Source organism: Myxococcus faecalis, from assembly GCF_050039385.1.
Classification (GTDB): Bacteria; Myxococcota; Myxococcia; order Myxococcales; family Myxococcaceae; genus Myxococcus; species Myxococcus fulvus.
On record NZ_CP144336.1, the window covers coordinates 7,083,461 to 7,107,703 of the forward strand.

At 70.3% G+C, this 24,243-nt stretch carries 22 protein-coding genes and 1 pseudogene; 11 read left to right on the top strand and 12 right to left on the bottom strand.

Annotated elements, in window-relative coordinates; genetic code table 11:
- Nucleotides 1-138 precede the first annotated feature (138 nt).
- On the top strand, nucleotides 139-1,029 hold the full coding sequence (locus VZQ01_RS28440) for a ferredoxin reductase domain-containing protein (protein WP_223748429.1): 891 nt from the start codon (nucleotides 139-141) through the stop codon (nucleotides 1,027-1,029).
- On the opposite strand, the gene VZQ01_RS28445 is transcribed toward VZQ01_RS28440, so the two are convergent.
- The 3 genes from VZQ01_RS28445 to VZQ01_RS28455 form a co-directional block, all read right to left on the bottom strand.
- Entirely contained in the window at nucleotides 1,007-2,647 is a 1,641-nt protein-coding gene (locus VZQ01_RS28445; protein WP_426745215.1) for a sensor histidine kinase, read from the bottom strand. The genes VZQ01_RS28440 and VZQ01_RS28445 overlap by 23 nt on opposite strands.
- Nucleotides 2,648-2,883: 236 nt before the next feature.
- Complete coding sequence (locus VZQ01_RS28450) at nucleotides 2,884-4,065, bottom strand: TIGR02266 family protein (protein WP_223748431.1); 1,182 nt, start codon at nucleotides 4,063-4,065, stop codon at nucleotides 2,884-2,886.
- 16 nt (nucleotides 4,066-4,081) lie between these two features.
- Nucleotides 4,082-4,456: a response regulator gene (locus VZQ01_RS28455; protein WP_046715860.1), complete on the bottom strand. Its 375-nt coding sequence runs from the start codon at nucleotides 4,454-4,456 to the stop codon at nucleotides 4,082-4,084.
- Between the two features lie 82 nt (nucleotides 4,457-4,538).
- Here VZQ01_RS28455 and VZQ01_RS28460 point away from each other — a divergent pair, with 82 nt between their 5' ends.
- Nucleotides 4,539-5,930 (top strand): M20/M25/M40 family metallo-hydrolase, encoded by a 1,392-nt coding sequence (locus VZQ01_RS28460; protein ID WP_223748432.1) that lies wholly within the window; start codon nucleotides 4,539-4,541, stop codon nucleotides 5,928-5,930.
- Here the strand turns inward: VZQ01_RS28460 and VZQ01_RS28465 are convergent, their stop codons facing one another.
- The gene (locus tag VZQ01_RS28465; protein WP_426745216.1) at nucleotides 5,931-6,374 is read right to left on the bottom strand and encodes a DUF697 domain-containing protein; all 444 of its coding nucleotides are present in this window, start codon (nucleotides 6,372-6,374) and stop codon (nucleotides 5,931-5,933) included.
- Nucleotides 6,375-6,452: 78 nt separating this feature from the next.
- Nucleotides 6,453-7,421 carry a prolyl aminopeptidase gene (gene pip / locus VZQ01_RS28470; protein WP_408889338.1) on the bottom strand — a complete coding sequence of 323 codons (969 nt, stop codon included), beginning with the start codon at nucleotides 7,419-7,421 and terminating at the stop codon, nucleotides 6,453-6,455.
- Nucleotides 7,422-7,670: 249 nt separating this feature from the next.
- On the opposite strand from pip, the gene VZQ01_RS28475 reads away from it, so the two are divergent.
- Nucleotides 7,671-7,862 (top strand): hypothetical protein, encoded by a 192-nt coding sequence (locus VZQ01_RS28475; RefSeq protein WP_046715856.1) that lies wholly within the window; start codon nucleotides 7,671-7,673, stop codon nucleotides 7,860-7,862.
- Between the two features lie 202 nt (nucleotides 7,863-8,064).
- Here VZQ01_RS28475 and VZQ01_RS28480 read toward each other — a convergent pair whose 3' ends face one another.
- Nucleotides 8,065-9,279 (bottom strand): small ribosomal subunit Rsm22 family protein, encoded by a 1,215-nt coding sequence (locus tag VZQ01_RS28480; protein ID WP_426745217.1) that lies wholly within the window; start codon nucleotides 9,277-9,279, stop codon nucleotides 8,065-8,067.
- A gap of 232 nt (nucleotides 9,280-9,511) precedes the next feature.
- Between VZQ01_RS28480 and VZQ01_RS43475 the strand changes: the two are divergent.
- The 5 genes and pseudogenes from VZQ01_RS43475 to VZQ01_RS28500 all read left to right on the top strand — a co-directional run.
- A pseudogene (locus VZQ01_RS43475) lies at nucleotides 9,512-9,982 on the top strand (ATP-binding cassette domain-containing protein); the annotation flags it as partial.
- Nucleotides 9,983-10,045: 63 nt separating this feature from the next.
- The gene (locus tag VZQ01_RS43480) at nucleotides 10,046-10,411 is read left to right on the top strand and encodes a hypothetical protein (RefSeq protein ID WP_491630673.1); all 366 of its coding nucleotides are present in this window, start codon (nucleotides 10,046-10,048) and stop codon (nucleotides 10,409-10,411) included.
- Nucleotides 10,408-11,214 (top strand): ABC transporter permease, encoded by an 807-nt coding sequence (locus tag VZQ01_RS28490; RefSeq protein ID WP_223748437.1) that lies wholly within the window; start codon nucleotides 10,408-10,410, stop codon nucleotides 11,212-11,214. Before VZQ01_RS43480 ends, VZQ01_RS28490 begins: the two co-directional genes overlap by 4 nt.
- 4 nt (nucleotides 11,215-11,218) lie before the next feature.
- A complete protein-coding gene (locus VZQ01_RS28495) occupies nucleotides 11,219-12,022 on the top strand; it encodes an ABC transporter permease (protein ID WP_223748438.1) in 804 nt (267 codons plus the stop codon).
- Between the two features lie 363 nt (nucleotides 12,023-12,385).
- The gene (locus VZQ01_RS28500; protein ID WP_426745218.1) at nucleotides 12,386-14,410 is read left to right on the top strand and encodes a Kelch repeat-containing protein; all 2,025 of its coding nucleotides are present in this window, start codon (nucleotides 12,386-12,388) and stop codon (nucleotides 14,408-14,410) included.
- Between the two features lie 64 nt (nucleotides 14,411-14,474).
- Here the strand turns inward: VZQ01_RS28500 and VZQ01_RS28505 are convergent, their stop codons facing one another.
- Nucleotides 14,475-15,380, bottom strand: coding sequence for a helix-hairpin-helix domain-containing protein (locus tag VZQ01_RS28505; protein WP_223781637.1), 906 nt, complete (start codon nucleotides 15,378-15,380; stop codon nucleotides 14,475-14,477).
- 81 nt (nucleotides 15,381-15,461) lie between these two features.
- Complete coding sequence (locus VZQ01_RS28510; RefSeq protein ID WP_267699690.1) at nucleotides 15,462-15,869, bottom strand: RidA family protein; 408 nt, start codon at nucleotides 15,867-15,869, stop codon at nucleotides 15,462-15,464.
- Nucleotides 15,870-15,985: 116 nt separating this feature from the next.
- On the opposite strand from VZQ01_RS28510, the gene VZQ01_RS28515 reads away from it, so the two are divergent.
- Nucleotides 15,986-17,611: a peptide chain release factor 3 gene (locus VZQ01_RS28515; RefSeq protein WP_223781639.1), complete on the top strand. Its 1,626-nt coding sequence runs from the start codon at nucleotides 15,986-15,988 to the stop codon at nucleotides 17,609-17,611.
- A gap of 21 nt (nucleotides 17,612-17,632) precedes the next feature.
- Here VZQ01_RS28515 and VZQ01_RS28520 read toward each other — a convergent pair whose 3' ends face one another.
- A complete protein-coding gene (locus VZQ01_RS28520) occupies nucleotides 17,633-18,175 on the bottom strand; it encodes a hypothetical protein (protein WP_223748442.1) in 543 nt (180 codons plus the stop codon).
- Nucleotides 18,176-18,243: 68 nt separating this feature from the next.
- Here VZQ01_RS28520 and VZQ01_RS28525 point away from each other — a divergent pair, with 68 nt between their 5' ends.
- A complete protein-coding gene (locus VZQ01_RS28525) occupies nucleotides 18,244-19,737 on the top strand; it encodes a carboxypeptidase M32 (protein WP_426745219.1) in 1,494 nt (497 codons plus the stop codon).
- Nucleotides 19,738-19,780: 43 nt separating this feature from the next.
- On the opposite strand, the gene VZQ01_RS28530 is transcribed toward VZQ01_RS28525, so the two are convergent.
- The 3 genes from VZQ01_RS28530 to VZQ01_RS28540 all read right to left on the bottom strand — a co-directional run bounded on the left by VZQ01_RS28530 (nucleotide 19,781) and on the right by VZQ01_RS28540 (nucleotide 23,505).
- Nucleotides 19,781-21,106 (bottom strand): IS701 family transposase, encoded by a 1,326-nt coding sequence (locus VZQ01_RS28530; protein ID WP_426745220.1) that lies wholly within the window; start codon nucleotides 21,104-21,106, stop codon nucleotides 19,781-19,783.
- Nucleotides 21,107-21,268: 162 nt separating this feature from the next.
- Nucleotides 21,269-23,050, bottom strand: coding sequence for a serine hydrolase domain-containing protein (locus VZQ01_RS28535; protein WP_426745221.1), 1,782 nt, complete (start codon nucleotides 23,048-23,050; stop codon nucleotides 21,269-21,271).
- A 98-nt stretch (nucleotides 23,051-23,148) separates the two neighbouring features.
- Nucleotides 23,149-23,505, bottom strand: coding sequence for a four-helix bundle copper-binding protein (locus VZQ01_RS28540; RefSeq protein WP_046715845.1), 357 nt, complete (start codon nucleotides 23,503-23,505; stop codon nucleotides 23,149-23,151).
- Between the two features lie 94 nt (nucleotides 23,506-23,599).
- On the opposite strand from VZQ01_RS28540, the gene VZQ01_RS28545 reads away from it, so the two are divergent.
- Nucleotides 23,600-24,241, top strand: a complete 642-nt coding sequence (locus VZQ01_RS28545; protein ID WP_223781642.1) for an O-methyltransferase — start codon at nucleotides 23,600-23,602, stop codon at nucleotides 24,239-24,241.
- Nucleotides 24,242-24,243: the final 2 nt, after the last annotated feature.

The window sequence follows — 24,243 nt, forward strand, 5'->3', positions numbered from 1 at the left end:
TGCCGTCCCGTCGTGCAGCCAACGCTCCGGACCGACTCCGGGACGGGCCACTCGGGGCCCCTGTCACGGACCGGTATCCCACGCAGTCCGCGTCAACCCCATCGGCGAGCACCCCGGGTTTGGGCTAAGGGAGGGGCCATGAGCGCCGCCGAAGCGAGTCCCTCGCGCAGCAGGAAGCCCGTGGAGTACGAGGTCACCGTCGACCATGTGCGGATGGACACGCACGACACGGCCACCCTCTTCCTCGACTTCGGGGACGTCCGGCCCGACTACAAGGCCGGCCAGTTCATCAACATCGACCCGCACCAGTTCCCCGCGCTCGGGCGCTTGTCCGCCTACCTGCAGGAGCAGAAGGGGCGCAAGGAGCCCCAGCGCTCCTACTCCCTGGCCTCCGCCCCCCACGAGCGCCACGTGGCCATCACCGTGAAGGACGAGGAGTTCATCCCCGGCCTCACCCGCTACCCGCCGCTGCTCTCGCCCTTCCTCGTCCACGGCCGACTCACCGGCGCGCGCCTCAAGGTGCTCGGCTTCATGGGCCCCTACGTGCTGCCCGACGACGTGGAGACGCGCACGGGCCACGTCGTCCACCTGGTGGCCGGCTCGGGCGCGGTGCCCAACTTCGCCATCCTCAAGGACGCGCTGCACCGCGGCCTGAAGACGCGCCACACCGTCCTCATGTCCAACAAGACGTGGAGCGACATCCTCTACCGCGACGAGCTGGAGGCCCTGGCCCGGCGGCACGCGGACCGCGTCCGGCTGGTGCACACCCTCACGCGCGAGCTGGACGAGTCGCGCTTCGGCGGCGACGTGCGCAAGGGCCGCGTCCACCAGGCGCTCCTCGAGGAGCTCATCCCGGACCGCGACACGTGCCTGGTCTACGCGTGCGGCCCCGCGATTACGCCGTGGGACCGACGCAAGGCGCTGGAGACGCGCACGCCCGCGACGCCGCGCTTCATGGAGACGGTGCTCGGCCACCTCCACGCGCTCGGCATCGACGACAAGCGCATCAGGCGGGAGACCTACGGATAGGCTCCAGCGGGAGCACCACCTCGAAGCGCGCGCCCCGCTTCGGCCGACCACTGGCGCGCACCTGCCCGCCATGCGCCAGCACCACGCGCTTGACGATGGCCAGCCCCAGCCCGCGTCCGTTGGCGCGCGTGAGGAAGAAGGGCTCGAAGACGCGGCGCGGGTCCACGTCGGGGATGCCCGGGCCCTCGTCCTCCACCGTCAGCCGCACGCCCTCGTCCCCGGGCTCCACGCTCAGCTTCACGCGCCCGCCCGGAGGCGAGGCCTGCACCGCGTTGCGCACCAGGTGCGTCACCGCGAGCTGGAGCAGCGTCTCGTCGCCCATCAGCTCCGGCGTGTCGGGAGCCTCGTCCACGGTGAAGCGCAGCGTGGGCGCGTCCGGAGGGCCGTGCATCTGCCCCAGCGCGCGCCGCACCAGCTCGCCCAGGTGGACCCTCCGGGGCCTGGGCTCCAGCGGACGCACCACGTCCAGCAGGTCGCGGACGATGTCCTCCAGCCGGATGGCCTCCTCCTCCAGCATGCCCACCGCGGCCTGCCCCGTGGGGCCCAGGTGCGCCTCGCGCCGCAGCACCGCCACCGCGTTGAGGATGGCGCCCAGGGGGTTGCGCACCTCGTGCGCCACCACGCCCGCGGCCTCGCCCAGCACCATCAGCCGCTCCTGCGCCACCAACTCGTCCTGCAGCCGTGACACCTCCTCCAACCGCTGTGAGGCGACGCGGTGGTGGCGCACGTTCTCCAGCACGCCGCCCACCATCTGCGCGAACAGCTCCAGCGTGCTCGCGGCGGCGGGCGTGAGGTTCAAGCCCTGCGCGGAGAGGATGCCGAAGGGCTGGCCCTCCACGAAGATGGGCGCGTCCAGCGCGCGGATGCCGGGAGGGTAGGCCCGCTGGATGTCCTCGAAGACCTCGCTGCTGTGGATGCGGTGGGCCGCGCCGAGCGCGTCCTGATGGAAGGCCGCCTTGCGCCGCGAGAGCACCTCCGCCAGATGGGGGAGGGTGGTGAGCGGCAGCCGCACCTCGGTGACGGGCATGCCGTACTTGCGCTCGGCCAGCGCGACGATTTCGGGCTCCTGCCGCATGGGCCCGTGCCGGAAGGTGTCGCCCTCCACCAGGAGGATGGCCGCGTAGAAGCCCTGGCGGTGCACGGCCTCCACCGCCGTCTCCAGCACCTCGTGCTCGTCCCGGGCGTGGAGCAGCTCCGTGGCGGCGGCGCCCAGGGCCTCGGTGAGCCGGCGCGCGGTGTCCTCGCCTCCCGCGTCGTGCAGCAGCACCACCGTCTCGTCCGGCGACGCGCCGGGCGCGTACGTGGCCGTCAGCGTGCGCTCCTGTCCATCCGCGCGGCGCATGCGCAGCCACAGGGGATGCTCGGGACGGTTGCCGTCGCGCACGAGCGCCTCGTGGAAGGCCTCCACCCAGCCGCGCTCGGCGGAGATGAAGCGCGCGATGTGGGCGGAGACGGGCGTGGCCTTCAGCTCCTCGAGGGAGATTCCCAGCAGCGAGGCCATGGCCTGGTTGGCCACCAGGACCTGCTCTCCCCGGATGACGGACGCGGCGGTGGGCAGCCCGTCGAGCAGCCAGTAGTCAGGAGGCGTGGCGGGGGCGTCGGGAGGCACGGAGGTCATCCTGGAGGGCGTCGGGAGGGGGGATGCAATCGTCGGCGCGGTGTCCCGTAGGAAAGGGGGAGGGGGCAACACGAGGGACGGAGGACACCATGAACAACTTCATGAATGTGATGGGCCGCGATGACCTGGAGCTCAAGGCGGTGATGGCGGTGATGGCGACCTTCGTGATGACGGGCGCGGTGCTGCTCGGACAGCTGCTCTAGGCGTCCTGTCCGAGCGGCCCCTACCGCTCGGGCCTACTTCGGGGGCTTGCGGCTGACGAACTGCTGGATGAACTCGCGCTCCTCCTTGCGGAGGCTGCTGAGCCGCAAGCCGTAGCCGCGAGGGTTCTTCCCGTCGTCCAGCGAGTTCTCCCAGATGACCGAGCTGCGCAGCGTCATCACGCGCGACGGGTCATCGAAGCGCAACGTCAGCTCCACCAGCGTGCCCAGCCGCAGCGGCTTGTCCGTCGCGATGAACAGGCCGCCGGAGGACAGGTTGATGATGCGGTGGTCCGTGAAGATGCCGGTGTTCTGCATCGACACCTTCACGTCCGCGTGGATGCGATCATCCTGGCGGCGCTCCAACCCCACGAACTCCGCGCTGGAATAGGTGGGCGCGGCGGCGGCCCGCCTCAGGGGCACGGCCGGGGGCGGCGGCGCGGGCTGCGGCGGCGGCAGGGTGTGCGTGCGCTGCACCGGCGGCGCGGCGGGCACCCGGGCCGCCACCGGCGCCGAGGGCTGCATCACCGGCGGCGGAGGACGCGGCGGCGGCGCGGGCTGCGGCGGCGGCTGGGGCCTGGCGGCGACCGCCACGGGCGGCGACGCGTACGCGGGGGCGGCCACGGGCGGCGGCGCATGGACGGGCGCGGCCACCGGCGGCGGCGCGTACGCGGGGGCAATCGAGGGCGGAGGCGCGGGCGGCAGGGGCCCGTTCATGTCCAGCCGGGGCGGCACCGGGCGGGCCTGCTGGTAGGCGCCTTGCGAGTAGAGGACCTCCACCTCGCGCATGCAGCGCGACAGGAAGTCGAAGATCTCCGCGGACACCTTGCGCAGCTCCGGATGCGTCTCCGGGGCCAGGTGCTCGGGCGCGAAGCGCTTGGCCATGCGGAAGAAGGCCAGGCGCACCTCGTCGAGCGAGGACGAGGGCTTGGCGCCGAAGACCTCGTGTGGAGGCAGGTTCTGCAGCCCCTTGAGCTGGGTGCGCAGGCGCTCGGCCTGCTGCTGCTCCACCGACTGTGACGGGCGCGCGGCGGTGAACAGGTCCGCCAGCTCCGGCAGCTCCTGGAGGGCCACCCATTGGGTGCCATCGCGCGACGCGCGCACGGCGGCCTTCATCCGACCGGAGGCGATGAGCTCGCGCAGGGCCTGGAGGGCGATGGGCCCCAGTACGCGGCCGAGATTGTCCGCTACCCAGTAACCGACAGCAGGAGACGACACGCAGACACCTCTGAAGTCAGTGAGCCAACGCCTGGCGCACGGCCGAGGCGATTTCCAGCGGATGGAAGGGCTTACCCACGAAGCCCACCGCGCCAGCGGCCATGGCCTGCTCCACCACGGGCTCCGCGTCCATGCTGCTGATGACGAGCACTCGCGTGCCGGGCGACACCTGCTTGATGGCGCCGAGCACCTCCAGGCCGCTCTTCTTCGGCATGAACAGGTCCAGGAACATCACCGCGGGCTTCTCGCGTGCGGCCACCGCGAGGCCCTCTTCTCCGTCGGCGGCCTCGAGCAGTCGCAGCTCGATGCCCGTGTCGGCGATGACGTCCTTGAGGATGCGGCGCACGAAGCTGTCGTCGTCGACGAGCAGCAGTGTCGGGGTGTCGGACATGGCGCCGCATGATACTTGGACCGCGCAACATCCGCGCGAGGGTCTGCGTCGCCTGCCTGCCTTTTTGGGTTAAGGGGTGAGCATGTCCATTGACCAGGCCCTCTCTCACTTCGAGTCCCAGAAGAACGCCTACCTCGAGGACCTCATGGCCCTCGTGCGCATACCCAGCGTCTCGTTCCCCGGCTTCGACGCCGCCCGTGTCCGGCAGAGCGCCGAGGCGACTTCTCGACTCTTGAGGGACCGTGGGTTTGAAAACATCCAGCTACTCGAAATCGGGGATGCCCATCCCTATGTGTATGGGGAGGTCCTGCGGGCGCCAGGTGCACCGACGTTGCTGTTGTATGCCCATCACGACGTGCAGCCGGCGGGGGATGAGTCGCTCTGGAAGAGTCCTCCGTTCGAGCCCACGTTGCGCGACGGGCGGCTGTACGGGCGGGGCACCGCGGACGACAAGGCGGGCATCGTGGTGCACACGTCGGCGGTGGACGCGTGGTTGAGGGGCGCGGGGAAGCTGCCGCTCAACGTGAAGGTGCTCATCGAGGGGGAGGAGGAGATTGGCAGCGGGCACCTGTCGGAGTTCCTGCGTCGGCACGCGGCGCTGTTGCAGGCGGACGCGATTGTGCTGACGGACACGTCGAACTTCGACACGGGGCTGCCGTCCATCACCACGGCGCTGCGGGGGCTGGTCACGGTGGACGTGGAGGTGCGGGGGCTCAAGCAGGCGGTGCACTCGGGGATGTGGGGTGGGCCGGTGCCGGACCCGGTGATGGCGCTGTGCCGGATGCTGGCGACGCTGACGCACGCGGACGGCTCCATCGCGATTGAAGGGTTGGGTGAGAAGGTGAAGCCGCTGACGGCGGGGGAGCGCGCGAGCATCCAGTCGTTGCCGGGGGACGAGGCGACGTTCCGCGAGCAGGTGGGGTTGTTGCCGGGGGTGGAGGTGCTGGGCGGGCGGCACCCGTACGAGACGAACTGGCGTCAGCCGAGCATCGCCATCAACGCCATCCAGGCCAGCAGTCGGAAGGACGCGCGCAACATCATCTGCGACGCGGCGTGGGCGCGCGTGGGCATCCGCATCGTTCCGGACCTGGACCCGGCGGACGTGGAGCGGCGGTTGAAGGAGCACTTGCGCAAGGTGTGCCCGTGGGGGCTGGAGGTGGAGTTCCAGACCGAGGGCGCGTCGGGGTGGTGGTACACGGACCCGTCGCATCCGGCGTTCCAGGCGGCGTTCCGCGCGCTGGAGAAGGGGTACGGGACGAAGGCGGTGGCCATCGGCTGTGGCGCGTCCATTCCGTTCGTGGAGCCGTTCGCGCGGGAACTGGGCGGTGTGCCCGCGCTGCTCATCGGCGTGGAGGACCCGTACACGTACGCCCACTCGGAGAACGAGAGCCTCCACGTGGGCGACTGGGAGAAGTCCATCCGCAGCGCCATCCACATCTACGAGGAGCTGGCGCGGGCGCTCACCGCGCGGTGACTACTTCTTGAACCCCAGGTGCGCGAGCGCCGCCTTCACCCAGTCCTTGATGGACACGGTGTCGAAGGGCACGGCCTCGCGGCCGGGGTACTTCTTCTCGAAGTACGTCACCGCCGCCACGCCCATCGCGAACGCGGTGCCGCCGCTGGCCGCGCCCTTGAGCAACCAGCCCGCGACCGGAATCCAGCCCACCGTCTCGCCCACGATGGAGCTGGCCGCCTTGCGCGCCACGATGCCCGCGCCCAACGTGGGAATCATCCCGAGCGACTCACCCAGGCTGAGCTTCTCTCCGTAGATGCCCGCCACGTGATAAATCATGTACGCCTCGATGGCGGACGTGAGCGCCGTGTGCGCGCCCGGCACCGGGATGGGCAGCGCGGCGGCCCCCGCGGCCCTCAACGCACTCTCCTCCACCCAGCTTCGCGCGGCCTTCTCTGCTGACATGTGCTCGTCTCCCGAGGACTGACCCGTCCCCACCACCTTAGGGACTCCCCGGGCCGAGCGAAAGCACGCGGCGCCCCCTCACCCTGGACGGAAGCGGTCCGTGGCCTCCAACAGCGCCGCCGTCGTCCCCGGCTCGTTCGCCGAGTGCCCCGCGTCCGGCACCATCACGAACCGCGCCTCCGGCCACGCGCGATGCAGCGCCCACGCGCTCTCCGGCGGACACACCACGTCGTATCGCCCCTGCACGATGACCGCCGGGATGTGACGGATGCGCGGCACGTCCTCCAGCAGCTGCGTGTCCGAGCGCAGGAACCCGCGATGGAAGAAGTAGTGGCACTCGATGCGCGCGAACGCCAACGCGAAGTCCCCCGTGCTGTTTCGCGCCACCAGCTCCGGGTTGGGATGCAGGTAGCTGGTGTGCGCCTCCCACACGCTCCACGCCCGCGCGGCCTCCAGCCGGACCGCCATGTCCGCGCTCGTCAGGCGGCGGTGGTACGCGCCCAGCAAGTCATGCCGCTCCTCGATGGGGATGGGCGCGAGGTACTCCTCCCAGGCCTCCGGGAACAGCGCGCTCGCGCCCCGCTGGTAGAACCAGTCCAGCTCCTGCTTGCGCAACAGGAAGATGCCTCGCAGCACCAGCTCCGTGACGCGCTCCGGATGCGCCTGCGCGTAGGCGAGCGACAACGTGCTGCCCCACGAGCCCCCGAAGAGCATCCACCGCTCGACGCCCAGGTGCTCGCGCAGCCGCTCCAGGTCCGCCACCAGGTCCCACGTGGTGTTCTCCTCGAGGCTCGCGTGCGGCGTGCTGCGGCCACAGCCCCGCTGGTCGAACAGGATGATGCGGTATGCGGCCGGGTCGAAGAAGCGCCGCTGCCGCGCATCCGTGCCGCCACCCGGGCCCCCATGGACGAACACCACGGGCTTGCCCTGGGGGTTGCCGCTCTCCTCGAAGTACAGCTCGTGGAGCGGGGACACCCGCAGGCGGCCCATGCGGTAGGGCTCCACGGGCGGGTACAGCGTCCGCGACGACCGGGACGGGACGGACATGCGCCTTCCGGGACTGCGAGAGAGCCCGAACGCTAGCGGATGCGCGCGGCTCCCGCGACGCCACGCCCCCGGCCCGCATGCGCGGGTGTTCGCGTGTCCTCTCGCTCGGCGTGGAGACTGTCAGGCAGGGCACAGCTCCCAGGCTCCGGGGCGCGCCAGGCGCGATGTGACGGCGAAGTTGCCCGCGTGCGACGTGGTGTTCGTGGGGGTGGTGGATGCTGCCCGCAACTCCACACCCCGGAGCGTTCCATGAACATCGCTTCCCTGATGAACCCCCCTCGGAAGAATGCGCAGGACACGTCGACCCACCTCACCACCCTGGTCCGCGTCCAGGCCACCGTCCTCGCCCAGGGCGCGCTCACCGTCGCCAAGGACCAGGTGAAGTCCTTCCGCCACATGCTCGACGTGCTCACCGGCGCCTACGCGCAGGCCCGTCCGTAGCACCGCGACCGCGCAGGCGGCCATCCCTCGCGGGCATGACGACGCGCGAGCGGCGTGAGTGCTCGAGAGGGGAGGTCAGTGCCTCCCACCGGAGGCTGAACCCCTTCGACGTGCCCCAGAGGCGACTCCGGGGCGCGTCAGCGTGAAGCCGACGTCGACGTGCTCGCGGGGCGTGTCGGTCCCCGAGGGGCACGTGGACGTCTCAGGAGGGCGCGCCGGGGCTCGGGCTGGTTCCCGGGCTCGAAGGCGCGTCCTCCTTCGGAGGCGGGGGAGGCACGCCCTTGCCCGCGGGCGCCACCATCCGCACCTCCGATGTCTCCCCGAGCGCCAGGCCGTCGCCCTTGGGCTCCGTCTCCGTCACCGCGATGACGTCACCCCGGTGCAACTGGAGGAAGCGCTCGTTCTTCTCGTTGCGGTGGCGCTCCTGCATCGCCAGGCCCACGCGGCCCTCGGGCCCGCAGCCGATGTAGCGGTGGCGCCCCTTGCCCTCCAGCGGCTCGGAGACGATGCGGAACAGCCGCCCCGGCGGCGTCTGGGGCCACTCCTCGCCCTTGGGCGCCAGCATCAGGTAGCTCATCTTCAGCGCTTCCTTGTGCAGGCTCGCCGCGCGCGCCAGCTCCTCCACGACGCGAGGCATGGGCCACGGCCGCTCCGCGTGGCACCAGTCGGTCTCCTTCACCAGCGCCGGACACGGCCCCCGGTACATGCACGGCGCGCGCACCGCGTAGCCCCGCGACACCAGCGCGTCGCGCACGTGCAACAGGCCCCGGCTCGTCTCGCGCAGCGCCGGCTCCATCACCAGCAGGCTGCCGCCCTTCTTCACCTTCGCCAGCACCGCCTCCAGCAGCGCCGCGCGCGGGTTCGTCGCCGCGTCGCCCGTGCCGTACAGCTCGTTGATGACGTGCCCCATCGTGATGAGGTCGAACTGTCCCTCCGGCAGCGCCGCGGCCTTCTTCGTCGGGTCCCACTCGCGCGTGGCCAGCGCCTCGCCGGCCTCCGTCGCCAGCGCGCGCGCCAGGTTCAGCGCCGGCTTGCTGCGGTCCGCCGCCGTCACCTCCTTGGCTCCCGAGTCCATCGCCGCGAAGGCCACCGGCCCCGGGCCACTGCCCAAATCCAGCACCTGCCGGGGCCGGTTCGGCAGCTCTCCCAACACCTGCCGGGCCTGCGCGTAGGACACCGGCCAGTAGAAGAGGAGATAGGCGCCCAGGAGCTTCGGGTCGTCCATGTAGCGCGCGCCCGCGAGCTGCCGCTCCCGCGTCAGGCCCATGGACAGCTGCCGCACGCCGGCGCCCACCTCCTTGACCTCCTGCGGCGTCAGCTTCGTCTCCGGCCCGTCCCCCCGGCCGCGCGACTGACGCCACACGGCGATGAGCCGCGGCATCCACCGCTCCAGGTCCTTGCTGTATGCGTTGCTCATCCCGCCAAGCCTTCGACCGAGGGGCCGCTCCCGGCAGCGGCCCGTGTCAACCCGTTGTCACCGCGCCACTTGCTCAACTCCACGGTCGCCACCCGGGGGCGTCCGCGTTAAACCCTTGTCGCACATGATCTCCGTCCAAGGGCTGCGCAAGCACTACAAAGTCCACAAGCGCCCGCCTGGCCTCAAGGCGGCCCTCCGCTCGCTCTTCCACCGCACCTACACCTCCGTGAAGGCCGTGGATGGCATCTCCTTCGACATCCGCCCCGGCGAGCGCGTGGGCTTCCTGGGCCCCAACGGCGCCGGGAAGACCACGACGCTCAAGGTCCTCTCCGGCCTCCTGCACCCGTCCGAGGGCGAGGTCCGGGTGGACGGCCACGTGCCGCGCCTGCGCGAGGAGGCGTTCCTCAAGAAAATCATGCTCGTCATGGGGCAGAAGCAGCAGCTCTTGTGGGACCTACCACCGGCGGAGACCTTCGAGCTCAACCGCGCCATCTACGACGTGCCCGCGGCCCAATACAAGCAGACGTTGGACGAGCTGGTGGGCCTCCTGGAGATTGGCGACCTCATCGGCAAGCCCACCCGGCAGTTGTCCCTGGGCGAGCGCATGAAGTGCGAGCTGGCCGCGGCCCTCATCCACCGCCCCCGCGTGCTGTTCCTGGACGAGCCCACCATCGGCCTGGACGTGTCCATGCAGGCCACCATGCGGACCTTCATCAAGGACTACAACGAGAAGTACGGCGCCACGCTCATCCTCACCAGCCACTACATGGACGACGTGGCCGCCCTGTGTCCGCGCGTCATCGTCATCGACAAGGGGCTGCTCTCCTACGACGGCAGCCTGGACGCGCTGGTGCAGCGCGTGCGCCCGGAGAAGCGCGTGGTGCTGCGCCTGTCCGAGCAGGTGGAGGCGGGCCGGCTGGAGCCTTTGGGCAAGCTGGTGACGCACGAGGCGGGGATGGCGGTGCTCCAGGTGCGCCAGGACGCGGTCAACGCCACCATCTCCCGCGCCCTGTCGGGCCTGCCGGTGACGGACCTCACGGTGGAGAACGCGCCGCTCGAGGAGGTCATGAGCGAGCTGTTCGCGGAGAACAAGGCGCGCCGTGAGTCGACGGCCCAGGTGGTGCCGGCGTGAGCGCCCGAGGCGTGCTGCGCGCCCTGCCCACCATGCTGCGCGTGGGCTTCGCCGAGTCGATTGCCTACCGCGCGGAGATGTTCGTCTGGGTGCTGTCCACCACCATGCCGCTGGTCAACATGGTGCTGTGGATGGCGGTGTCCAAGGACGCGCCCGTGGGCAACTACGGCCAGGTCGACTTCGTCAGCTACTTCCTGGCCACCTTCGCGGTGCGCCAGCTCACCAGCGCCTGGGCCGCGTGGCTCATCAACTGGGAGGTGAAGCAGGGCACGCTGGCCATGCGCCTGTTGCGTCCCGTGTCGCCCCTGTGGGCCTACGCGTCGGAGAACGTCGCGGGCTTCCCCATGCGCGTCGTGGTCGCGGTGCCGGTGGTGCTGGTGAGCGTGGCGCTGGTGGGCGCCGACAAGGCGGTCCCCCAGCACGCGTGGGGCTGGGCCCTGTTCATCATCGCGGTGCTGGGCGGCTGGGCGATCACGTTCCTGGCCAACGTGGCCATCGGCGCGCTGAGCCTCTTCATGGACAGCAGCCAGAAGATGATGGAGGTCTGGATGGTCCTCTTCTTCGTCTGCTCCGGCTACATGTACCCGGTGGAGCTGCTGCCCGAGGGGCTGCGCACGCTCATCGACTGGCTGCCGTTCCGCTACCAGATGGGCCTGCCGGTGGAGCTGATGACGAGCGCGCATGATGTGCCCACGGCGCTGGGGCTGCTCGCGCGGCAGTGGGCGTGGGTGCTGGGGATGGGAGTCCTGGCGGTGACGCTCTGGAAGCAGGGCGTGAAGCGCTTCGCGGCGTTCGGAGGGTAGGGGAATGGTGCGGCGTTATCTGCGACTGCTCGGCGTACAGCTCAAGGCCTCCGGGCTCCAGGCGCTCCAGTACCGGGCGGACTTCCTCACCGAGGGCTTCACGTCCCTGTGCTGGGTCTTCACCGCGCTGGCGCCGCTGTTCGTCGTCTACGGGCGACGGCCGGCGGTGGAGGGGTGGACCTTCGGCGAGTCGCTGCTCGTGGTGGGCTGGTTCACCCTGCTGCAAGGCGTCCTGGAGGGTGCCATCAACCCCAGCCTCACGGGCGTGGTGGAGCACATCCGCAAGGGCACGCTGGACTTCGTGCTGCTCAAGCCCGCGGACGCGCAGTTCCTCGTGTCGACGCAGCGCTTCCTGCCGTGGCGCGCCTTCAACGTACTCACCGGCCTGGGCCTGTTCGTCTACGCCTTCATGCTGCTGGGCCGAGGGCCGTCACCCCTGGGATTGCTCGCGTCCGTGCTGCTGCTCGGCACCAGCACGCTGCTGTTGTACTCGCTGTGGATATTGACGGTGAGCGCCGCCTTCTTTGTCGTCCGGGTGGACAACCTCACCTTCCTCTTCTCGTCCATCTTCGACTTCGCGCGGTGGCCCTCGTCGGTGTTCAAGGGCGTGGCGCGCGGCGCGTTGACGCTCGTCTTCACCTACGTGATTCCCCTCGCCCTGATGACCACCTTCCCGGCCGAAGCCATGTTGGGCCGGCTGCCGACGGTGTCCCTCGTCGGAGCGGTGGTGGGCTCGGCGCTCTTCGCGTGGGTGGCGCGGCGCGTCTGGATTCGCTCCATCGGCCATTACACCTCGGCCAGCAGCTAATCCCTTTCATCTCGCCCGGTTCCGCCGGGCGGACGGGCGCTTGTCGACTCGGCGGTGGGGTGTATCAACCCCACCTGTCGCAGGGGTGGAGCGTGTTTTTTCAGAGGCGGGATTGGCCTCGCTCCCGGGGATTGGGTTAAGCGCCGCCCTGTGCGGGCCATCGGGCCCCACATCCCCCTCGGGAAAGGACCTCCCTCCATGAAACGATGTATCAGGCTCGGCCACCTGGCCGCGCTGGTGACGGCGCTTGTCCTCACGGGATGCTCACACGAAGAATTTGCAGAGCCGTCGGAAGCCAGGGGGGCGGGTGCGGGGCTGACCGCCGCGCCCGTGCCGGAGCTGGGCTGGTCGTTGACGGCGAGCATGACGTTGCAGCGGGTGGACCACACGGCGACGGTGCTGCGCTCCGGCAACGTGCTGGTGGTGGGGGGCCAGTCCTCCACGAGCGCGGAGCTGTATGACGTGGCGGGCGCGCGCTGGCTCACGGGCGGCACGCTGAACGCGGCGCGGCGGCGACACACGGCGACGTTGCTCGGCAACGGCAAGGTGCTGGTGGTGGGGGGCGACTCGGCGGCGTCGGCCACGGGCACCGCGGAGCTGTATGAGCCGTCGCTGGGCTCGTGGGCGCCGACGGGCAGCCTGGACTCGCTGCGCTCGGGCCACACGGCGACGTTGCTCGGCAACGGCAAGGTGCTGGTGGTGGGCGGGGAGAACGGCGCGGGCGCGGGGCTCGCGAGCGCGCAGCTCTATGACTCGGCCACGGGCACGTGGTCCCAGACGGGGGCGCTGCGCAGGCCGCGCGTGGGCCACACGGCGACGCTGCTGCCCAACGGGCGGGTGCTGGTGGTCGGCGGACGGCAGGGGCCTCGGGGCGCGTTCCTGCGCGACGCGGAGCTGTACGAGCCGTCCACCGGGACGTGGAGCGTCGCGGCGAGTCTGCTCGTGGCGCGCGCGGGCCACACGGCGACGCTGCTGTTGTCCGGCAAGGTGCTGGTGGTGGGCGGCTTCGTGGACGAGTTCACCGCGACGCGCGGCGTGGAGGTGTTCGACCCGGGCATGGGGAGTTGGAGCCCCGTCACGCAGGCCTTGCCGGCGGAGCGCGCGCAGCACACGGCCACGCTCCTGCACTCGGGCGAGGTGCTCGTCACCGGAGGCTCGGACGGCAACGAGCCCTACCTGGAGACGGCGCTGCTGTATGACCCGGCGCAGGGGCGCTGGACGCAGGTGGCGTCCATGAGCACGAGCAGGCTGGGCCACACGGCGACGTTGCTGGTCCAGGGCGACGTGCTCGTCACGGGCGGAAGCCCCGACAGCGTGCAGCGCTCCGCCACGGCCGAGCGGTACTCGGTGCCCACGCCGCCGTGGCGCCTCACCACGAGCATGGCGACGACGCGCTATCAGCACACGGCGTCGCTCCTGGGGTCGGGCAAGGTGCTGGTGGCGGGCGGCACGATGGGCGGCGCGGGCCTGGGCGGCGCGGAGCTGTATGACGAGGCCCAAGCCACGTGGACGGCGACGGGCAGCCTCGTCACCCCGCGCTTCCTGCACACCGGGACGGTGCTGCCCTCGGGCAGGGTGCTGGTGGCGGGAGGTCAGGCCTCCGGGTCGTCCTACCTGTCCTCCGCCGAGGTGTACAACCCGGACACCGGCCTCTGGAGCACCACCGGCGCGCTCGCGGGGACGCGCTCGCGGCACACCGCGACGTTGCTGCTCTCCGGGCAGGTGCTGGTGACGGGAGGGCGGTCTTCGTCGAGCTTCAGCAGCATCCAGGCCACGGCGGAGCTGTATGACCCGCCGTCGGGCACCTGGCGCGCCACGGGCTCGATGAGCGTGAAGCGCATCAACCACACCGCCACGATGTTGTTGTCGGGACACGTGCTGGTGGCCGGTGGCACCACGCCCACGGGGGACACGGCCACCGCGGAGCTCTACGACATGAACACCGGGGTGTGGTCTCCCGCGGGCTCCATGTCGGGCACGCGCTATGGCCACGTCGCGGTGTCGCTGCCGGGAGGCCGGGTGCTGGTGGCGGGCGGCTGGGGGCAGGGGGGCGCGTTGGCCTCGGCCGAAATCTACGAGCCCGCGCTGGGCCTGTGGATGCCGGTGGCGCCCATGTCGAGCAGCCGCTACGGGGCGATGGCGTCGGTGCTGCCGTCGGGCCGGGTGCTGGTCATGGGCGGGGACGCGGGCGCCGCCACGGGGCTGTTGCCCACCTCCGAGGTGTATGACCCGGCCACGGGCCTGTGGACGTCCGCGGGCGCGCTGTCCAATCCGCTGTCGAGCGCGGCGGTGTCGCGCCTGGCGGGCTCGGACCGGTTGCTCGTCACTGGCGGGCTGGGCTCGAGCGGCGCGGTCTCCACCGTGGAGCTCTACTTCCCGGCGCCCTGAGACGCGGTGTCATGTCCCGCGCGTGCGGGATGCCGCGGGCGGGACGTGGCGTGGAGGGCCGCGCTCACGCGCCGGGAGGCGGCGCCTCCGTCTCCTCGGACTCCACGCCGTAGTAGGCCAGACACTCCACCTCGCGGCCCCGCACGACGCGCCGTCCATCCAGCGGCCCGCCGTGCGCGGTGACGACGGTGCACTGGCCCTCGTCGCCGTCCTTGTCGAAGTAGAGCACCACCCACTCGCGCGTCGCGTCCTGCTGGTGCGCGAGCGCCGTGTTGGAGAACAGCGCGCGCACGCTCCACCCGTCCACTTTGCGCCGCAGCACCGGCAGCCACGCCTCGCCCGTGGGGTTGAAGCGCCGGGGCGCGATGGTGCGCAGCTCGCCGGCCTCCGCGCGCCGGCGGTACTCCTCGTCCACCTGGAGCAGCAGCCCGACGTCCGGCTGGGGACCGCCTTCCTCCCGTTGCTCCTGCTTGCGCGCCAGCCCGCGCCGGTTGCGGCCCAGCCGCGCCGCCAGCAGGTCGCGCACCTGCTGCCCGCGACGAGGACCGAAGCCCTCCACCGCCTCCAGGTGCCCGTCGTGCGCCGCCTGCTCCAGCTCCTCGAGCGAGCGCACCCCCAGCTCCTCATGGATGCGCCGCGCGAGCTCCGGCCCGATGCCCGGCACGCTGGCGAGCAGCTGCTCGGGAGAGGACTCGTCCTCCAGGCGCTGCAACAGCCCCAGGTGCCCGGTGCGCACCAGCTCCGCGATGGAGGCCGCGATGCTCTTGCCCACCCCGGGCAGCTCCCGGAGACCCGCCTCGCCCTTGGACGCGAGCAGCTCCGCCACGGAGTCCGGCCACTTCCCCACCGTCGCCGCCGCCTTGCGGTAGGCCGATACCCGGAAGGGCATGGCGTCCTGCTGCTCGAGCAGGTCCGCCACGCGCTCCAGCGCGTCCGCGAGGCTGATGTTGTCCTTCCATTCGACGCCCATGGCTCCCTCCAACTTGGAGCGTCGCGTCCCAGGCGGCCACCCCGACCCGGGACACCGGGCGGACAGGGGAGCGCCCGCTCCTCAGGGCGTCGGAGCCGGCGCGTCCGCCACGATGGCGTCCGCTTCGATCTCCACCAGCATCGCCGGGTCGATGAGCTTGCTCACCTCCACCATCGACGTGGCGGGGCGGATGGCGGCGAAGAACTCCCCGTGGGCGCGGCCCACCTCCTCCCAGCGGGAGATGTCCGTGACGTACATGCGCGTGCGCACCACGTCCTTCAGGCTGGCGCCCACGGCCTTCAGCGCGGCCTCGATGTTGCGCAGGGTCTGCGTGGCCTGGAGGTAGGCGTCCCCGGGGCCCACCACCTGGCCCTGGGCGTCCGTGGCGGTGGTGCCGGAGACGGAGACGAAGGGGCCCACGCGCACCGCGCGCGAGTAGCCCACGCGGGGCTCCCAGGGAGTACCTGTCGAGTGGTGGGTCCGCTGCATGGCCGCCTCCAGGGGCGAGAAAGGGTGGGCGGACCCTCCCACGGGCGTCGGGCGGACCGCCAGGGGCTCCTTGCTGGCTGCAAGGAAACACGGCCCGTGGTAGTTGGCCTCGGGTCATGACGAACGAGCTCGACAGGGAGGTCGCCCGGCGGCGCACCTTCGCGATCATCTCCCACCCCGACGCGGGCAAGACCACGCTCACCGAGAAGCTCTTGCTCTACGGCGGCGCCATCCACCTGGCCGGCAGCGTCAAGGCCAAGCGCGCGCGGCGCCACGCCACCAGCGACTGGATGGAGCTGGAGAAGGAGCGCGGCATCTCCGTCACCTCGTCCGTCCTCCAGTTCTCCTACCGGGACCACGCGGTCAACCTGCTGGACACCCCGGGCCACCAGGACTTCTCCGAGGACACCTACCGCACGCTGGCCGCGGCGGACTCGGCGGTGATGCTCATCGACGCCGCCAAGGGCGTCGAGCCGCAGACCAAGAAGCTCTTCAAGGTCTGCCGCATGCGCGGCATCCCCATCTTCACCTTCGTCAACAAGCTGGACCGCTACGGCCGCGAGCCGCTCGAGCTGATGAACGAGCTGGAGCAGGTGCTCGGCATCCGCTCGTACCCGATGAACTGGCCCATCGGCATGGGGCCGGAGTTCCGCGGCGTCTACGACCGGCAGGCCCGCGTGGTCCACGTCTTCTCCGCGGAGGGCTCCCACGGCGAGTCGGAGGTCGCCGAGCGCTCGGTCTCCATCGACTCGGATGAAATCAAGACGGTGCTCACCGAGGCGGAGCTGGCGAAGCTGCACGAGGACATCGAGCTGCTCGACATCGGCGGGGACGAGTTCACCCGCGAGAAGAGCGACGCGGGGCAGTTGACGCCCATGTTCTTCGGCAGCGCGATGACGAACTTCGGCGTGCGCCCGTTCCTCGACGCGTTCCTGGACCTGGCGCCCGCGCCCACCTCTCGCCCGACGACGAACGGCCCGCGCGAGCCGAACAACCCCAGGTTCGCGGGCTTCGTCTTCAAGATTCAAGCGAACATGGACCCCGCGCACCGCGACCGCATCGCCTTCATGCGCGTGGTGAGCGGCCGCTACGTCAAGGGCATGAACGCGTACCACTCGCGCCTGGGCAAGGAGGTGCGCCTGGCCAAGCCCAGCCAGTTCATGGCCGCCGAGCGCACCGCGATTGAAGACGCGTGGCCCGGGGACGTCATCGGCCTGTTCGACCCGGGGCAGTACCGCATCGGCGACACGCTCGCCGAGGGCACGGACGTGGAGTTCGAGGGCGTGCCGCGCTTCAGCCCCGAGTACTTCGCCGTGGTCCGCTCCAAGGACCCGCTGCGCCGCAAGCAGATGGAGAAGGGCCTGGAGCAGCTGTCGGAAGAGGGCACGGTCCAAATCTTCCAGCAGCTGGCCATGGGCATGAAGGACCCGATTGTCGGCGTGGTCGGCGCGCTCCAGTTCGAGGTCCTCCAGTACCGGCTGGAGCACGAGTACGGGGCGAAGATCGCCCTGGACCGGCTGCCCTTCAGCCACGCGCGCTGGGTGGTGGGGCCCAACTTCGACCCCAAGTCCTTCGACTGGGAGGGCAACCGTCAGACGGTGCAGGACCGCGACGGGCTGCCGCTGGTCCTCTTCCGCGACGACTGGGCGCTCCAGCACGCCGAGGACAAGCACCCGGACCTGAAGTTCCTCAACGAGGCCCCGCAGCTGCGCAAGGCGCTGGCGCTCAACACGGGGAGCTGAGGCGCCCCGCGCGGCGGGCGGCTACTTGTAGACGTTGACCGTGCCGCCGCGGAACTGGGAGTCGCGAAGGACCAGGCCCTCCTTGTAGAGGCGGGCTGCCTTGGGGCCGACGAAGAAGTCCTTCGGCTGGCCCCGGCGGTACGTCTTCTTCACGTGCTCCTCGATTTCGAGGAACAGGCCCCGGAAGCGGTCCGGCGCCGCGTTCTTGCGGCCCGTCTGCGCGGTGATGTCCAGCTCCGCCCAGAGCTTGCCTGAGACCAGCTCGCCCTCCTCGTTGGTGCGGCAGCGCTCCATGAAGATGACGGGGGAGCGCACCTCGTCCACGCGCCAGCTGCCCTTGTCCGGGCCGCGCTTCACCTTGTCGACGATGGCGGGGCCAATCTCGCTGGCCACCAGGTACAGGTCCTCCTGGGGCAGCCGGTCCATGTGGTCCTGGTGGGCGCGGAACGTCACCCAGTCCTCCGGGACGCGGCGGGGGTACACCTCCAGCACGAAGCGCTCCAGGTAGCGGAAGAAGGCGAGCTCGTCGTCGGGGGTCATGAAGAACTGGAGGACATTGGCCATTGCCGGGCCCTCATACCCTTGTGTCCTCCGGGGCGGAAGTCCGGGGTGAGGCGCGCTATAGAGTCCCCATGGATACCTGGCTGCTCTCCCGGATGCAGGAGCTGAAGGACCTCCAGGGGCTCATCGGCCTCGCCACGTGGGACCAGGAGACGTACCTGCCCTCCAAGGCGGGTCCGGCCCGCGCCCAGCAGCTCTCCACCCTCCAGGGGCTCCACCACGAGCGCCTGGTGGACCCGAGGCTGGGAGAGGCCCTCTCCAAGGCCTCCGTGGACCCTGGGCTGACCGGGGACGAGCAGGCCATGGTGGCCGTGCTCCAGCGGGAACGGGAGCGCGAGGTGCGCGTGCCCGCCGCCCTGGTGCGTGCCCTGGCCGAGGCCCAGAGCCATGGGCTCCATGCCTGGAGGGAGGCCCGCAAGGAGCGCCGCTTCGCCCGGTTCCAGCCCGCGCTCCAGCGGCTGTTGTCGCTGCGCCGCGAGCAGGCGGACGCCTACGGACATGACGGTGAGCGTTACGACGCCCTGCTGGAGGGGTACGAGCCGGGCATGAGGGTCTCCCGACTGACGCCGGTGCTCACGGCGCTGCGCGAGCAGCTGGTGCCCATGGTGGGGAAGCTCACGGGGACGGGGAAGCGTCCTCGGCCCGTGTTCGACGGGCGCCGCTTCGACAAGGACGCGCAGTGGCGCTTCACGTTGAAGCTGCTCGAGGACATCGGCTTCGACCTGGAGGCGGGGCGGCAGGACTTGAGCATCCACCCGTTCACCGGGGGCACGCATGCGCTCGACGTGCGGCTCACCACGCACGTGGACGAGTCGAATCCGCTGTCGGCCATCTTCAGCACCATCCATGAAGCGGGGCACGGGCTGTTCGAGCAGGGCTTCGCGCCGGAGCTGCACCGCACGCCGCTGGCGGCGTCTCCCTCGATGGGGCTGCACGAGTCGCAGTCGCGGCTGTGGGAGAACCAGGTGGGCCGGGGCCGGCCGTTCTGGGAGCACTACTTCCCGCTGCTGCGTGACAGCTTCCCGGAGGCGCTGAAGGGCGTGGACCTGGAGGACTTCCTCGCGGCGGTCAACGAGGTGCGGCCGTCGCTCATCCGCATCGAGTCCGACGAGGTGACGTACAACCTGCACATCGCCGTGCGCTACGAGCTGGAGCTGTTGCTCTTTCGCGACGCGCTCCCGTTGGACGACGTGCCCGCGGCGTGGAACGAGCGCATGGAGCGCTATCTGGGGGTCACGCCGCCTGATGACACGCAGGGCGTGCTCCAGGACATCCACTGGGCCTGGGGCGAGCTGGGGTACTTCCCCACGTACTCGCTGGGCAACCTCTACGCGGCGTCGCTCTACCGCGTCGCGGGGCGGGAGCTGCCGGACCTGGACGCGCAGCTTCGTCAGGGGAAGATGTTGTCCCTGCGCGACTGGCTGCGAGAGCGGGTGCACCGGCATGGCTTCCGCCTGCCGGCCGAGGAGCGGATGCGCGTGGTGACGGGGCAGGGGCTCACCGACGCGGACTTCCTCACGCACCTGCGCTCGAAGTACGGCGTGCTCTACGGCATCACGCTCTGACTCGACTTTCGCCATTTTAGAGCGAGGGAGAGAGCGCGGCGGTCTACTCCGCGCTCTCCTGAGATGGCGGGGCGCGAGAGGCAGCATGTAAGTTGGCGCGAAGTCGACGCGGCGAATGCCAGCGGGCCCGGGCCAGGGAGGATTGAGCCAGGCGGAGGACATCCGCGAAGCTGACCGTGGTCTTGGTGGTGTACCAGGGGCGCAGAGGCACCCTCAGCTGTTGCCAGTTGGCGGTCAGCTCCAGGTACCAGAGGACGAGAAGGGTGTAGCTCAAGCCAGCGAAGGGAGCGGTGCGAAGCACGGCCAGGCGACGGCGGGCCCGCGAGTCGGCGAAGCCAAGCAGTTGCTTCAAGTCCCGGAAGAGCACTTCGATGCTCCACCTGAAGGCATACCGTTCCACCACTTCGAGGGCGGACAGGGAGGGGGCGGTGCAGAAGAAGACTCGCAGGGGGCGGCTTCCACTTGTCATCCGCACGACGACCACCTTGAGCATCCGCTCGCCGGCAGCACTCCTCCACCGGGCCACCACCTCCTTGTAGTCCACCTGCTGCGAGCGGCCGTAGAGCTGGGCTGTCAGCCGCATCCAGGGGAGTGCTGAATCTCTGGCAAGGGCCTCGGGCTTGGGCACCGGCACGTCACGCGTCAGCCAGCGCCCCGTTTTCCGCGAGCGGCAGCGGTGCACGCGCGGGCGCGTCAGCACTGCATCTGGACGCATGGCTCCGACGAAGACGAGCCGCTGCGGCAACCCCTTGAGCAGGGTGCTGCATGAGTACGCTTCGTCCGCGGCCAGTTCCAAAGGGCCCGTTGGCAGCCAGCTGAGGACACGCTCAACCAACTCTCGGCCCAACTGCGTTTTCTTCCGGTGCCGGATGTCCCTCCTCTGGCACTCGGCTTGGGTGCGGTAGAGCCGGAAGAGAACGGGCAGTGCCCAGGGGCGCGCAGCAAAGGGCACGTGCACCAGCACCGCGAGCGTCACCCAGACGTGGCCGAAGCAGAAGACGCGCATGGCCCGGGTGGAGCGAACCGCATCCAGGTGACTGCCCAGGCCGAAAACCTTCGGCCCCTTGTGACTGCAAAGGGTGTCATCGAGTACCAACCGCACGGGTCCCAATGCCGCCAGCTTCAACAGGAGCAGTCGGCCTACCTCGTCCGTACTCCACCGCGTCCGGGAGAAGAAGCGATGGAAGGCCGCATGGTGCTGCACGCCCGACACTCCTGCGGCCACCAGCGCCTCGGTAACGGCGTGCGTGCCTCCACTGCACACCCAGCCGGCGAACAGCACCAGGAAGCGGAGGAACGAGGGCTCGGTGAACGCCGGCCGAACCAGCTGCAGGACTCGAAGCAGTGCATACAAATGGGAAGCGGCCATCGCAGACCTCGAAGGTGCTGGAAGAGGCGTGTCTTGCCGGACACCTCTCTCAGCTGGTCTCGATGGCCGCTCTTTACCAACCCTCAGCCCTCTCTCCTCTCGGCCCCCTGCTTGGGCATCCCACCCCAAAAGGGCGAAAGTCGAGTCTGAGTCGAGGCGCGCTCACTTCCCGGAGCGCACCGCGGCCATGATGAACTTGGGCAGCAGCTCCTCACGGAACTTCCGCCAGAGCGCGACGTGGTTGTAGTTGCCCGCGGTGAACATCACGACGAGGTCCAGCTCGGGGACGACCATCACGAGCTGGCCGCCGTTGCCGCAGGCCTCGTACTCGGAGAACACGCGCTCTCCGACCTTCAGCTCGTGACGCCACCACGTGTAGCCGTAGGTCTGCTTCTCGTTCATCGTCGCGTGCTTCGCGATGGACTGCTCCACCCATCGCTTGCTCACCACGCGCCGGCCGTTCCACGTCCCTCCCGAGAGGTACAGCTGCCCGAGCTTCAGCGCGTCGCGCGGGCGCATGTAGATGCCGCCGCCCAGGTACTGCTCGCCGTCCGGCATCAGGTCCAGGTGGTAGTCGCGCATCTGGAGCGGCGTGGCGAGGTGCTCGGTGAAGAACTCCGGAATCCACCGCTTCGTGGTGTTGCGCAGCACGCCGCCCACCAGGTTGATGTTCGCCGAGCAGTACACGCCCTTCGTCCCCGGCTCGGACACCATGGGCAGGTCCAGCGTGTACTTGTACCAATCCGGGACGGAGTCCTCGAGCCGGTCCTCGTTGCCCGGTGACTCCGCGTCATCGTCGTCACACGCCAGCCCCGTGGACATCGACATCAGGTGCGCCACGTCGAGCCTGCGCTTGCGCTCATCCAGGTGCGCCACCTTGCCCTGGTACTCGGGGAGCAGCGAGAGGACGGGTGTGTCGACGGTGAAGGGCGCGCCCTGGTCCAGCGCGATGCCCACCAGCACGGAGGCGTACGTCTTCGCCGCCGAGCGCAGGTCATGCGGACGCTCCTTGTCGAAGCCCTGGAAGTACTCCTCGACCACCAGCTTCCCCCGTCGAGCCACCAGCAGGCCCTGGATGGCCGGCGCCGACTCCGGGCTCGGCTCCTGGTCGAGAATCTGCTGCACCAGCTCACGCAGCGGCTGCGCGTCCATGCCCACGTCCGCGAGTGACGCCGTCTTCCAGCCGTCATCCTCGGCGACAGGGGGCCGGTAGACGTAGGGGCCCGGCGCGGGCGTGCGCGCGTACAGGCCCACCGCCTGCGAGCGCTCCCGCCGCGTGAAGTCGAACGTCGTCTCGAAGGGCGGGTAGTGCAGCGACAGCCGCTCCGAGTCCGCGTCGAACGTCCCCTGGTACGTGGCCCCGCCCTTCGTCGGCGTCAGTCGCACGGTGTTGCCCTCGACGCTCACGCGGAACAGCACCCGGTTGCCCACGTTGCGCTCGGGGTTGCGCAGGAATGCGGTCACGGTGCCGTCGGTCTCCTTGCGCACCACCAGGTACAGCGAGAACCGGTCCTCCAGCGGCGCCACCTGTCCACGCCACACGTCCGCGCGCAGCGCACGCAGCTCCACCGGCGAGGCGAACTTCATGCCGCTCATCTGGACTCGCGGCTGAATCCAGTGGCCCCGGATGCGCTTGCCGTCCTTCGAGCGCGTGGCGCGCAGCTCGCCCTGTCCGCCCGGCAGGACGACGGAGACCTGGGTGCCCTCCACGCGCGCCGGAGCCTCGAAGCCGGCGATGCGCGCGCGCCACGTGTCTGCCTCGCGCGTCAGCGTCAATTCACCCCGGACCTGGGGACCGAGGACCCGCTCAGCGCCCCAGGTGCCCACCAGCCGCTCGGCGGACACCGGGGGCGCGGCGGCGGTCTGGCCACGCGCGGGGAGGGCGGAGAACACCAGCCCGAGGGCGAACAGGAAGTTGATGGTCGAGTTGTAGATGCAATTCATCTCGGAACGATGGTAGCGCGGGCTCGGCCGGATGTATCCCGGCATGTCTCGCGCGGGCCCGGGTCACGAGGATGTGACGGGGCGAGCGTCCCGGCGGCTCAGAACGAGAACAGCAGCGGGCGGCACGAGCGGGCGAGCCGCAGCGCGTCCCGGGCGAGCGAGTACGAGCTGGCGTCATCCGCGTCCAGCCAGGCCGCGCGAGCCACCTGGTTGCTCAGCTCGAAGCACAGGTTGGTGGTGTGCCGCGCCAGCCGGCTCTCCTTGCGCAGCGCGCGCACGTTGAGCTCGCACAGCTCCGCGCACTGCCGCAGCGCGCGCACGGAGGCGCTGCTCAGCGTCTGGCCCTGGGCCAGCAGGCGCGCCATGCCCGCCTCGCACGACGCCTGACACTGGAGGCTCGCATCGATGCAGCGCGACACGTCCGCGCGAGCACCGCCCAGTCTCGCTCCCGTCATCGCAGGCACCTCCGTTGCGCCCACCAGGGTATGCACGCCGAGCGGCGGAGCAACTGGAAGTGGGCCATGGGATGCCCGATGTTAAACGTTCACCATGCCGAAGCTCACGCTCGTCCCGAATGAAATCGAGGAGTACGCCCGCGCGCACACCGCGGCACCCGCGCCACTGTTCGAGGAACTCAAGGACATCACCCAGTCGCGCACGACCTCTCCCGGAATGCAGGTGGGCCCCGTCGAGGGCGCCTTCCTGAAAATGCTCGTCTCGCTCACGAGTGCGAGGCGCGTCCTGGAAATCGGGACCTTCACGGGATACTCCGCTCTGATGATGGCGGAGGGGCTCCCGGGCGACGGCGAGCTCATCACCTGCGACATCAATCCCGAGACGGCGGAAATCGCGCGCGCCTTCTTCGCCAGGAGTCCGCAGGGTCGGAAAATCCAGCTTCGACTCGGACCTGCCCTGGAAACCCTGAAGACGCTGCGGGGTCCTTTCGACCTCGTCTTCATCGACGCGGACAAGGGGAACTACGGCGCCTATTGGGACGCGGCGGTGCCGCTGGTGCGTCCGGGCGGGCTCCTGGTCGCGGACAACGTGCTGTGGTCCGGGCGCGTGCTCAGCCCGGAGTCGGAGTCGGACCACGCGATGGTGGCCTTCAACGCGAAGGTCGTGGCGGACGCGCGCGTGGAGCCGGTGCTGCTGACGGTGCGTGACGGGATGATGCTCGCGCGCAAGCGCTGACG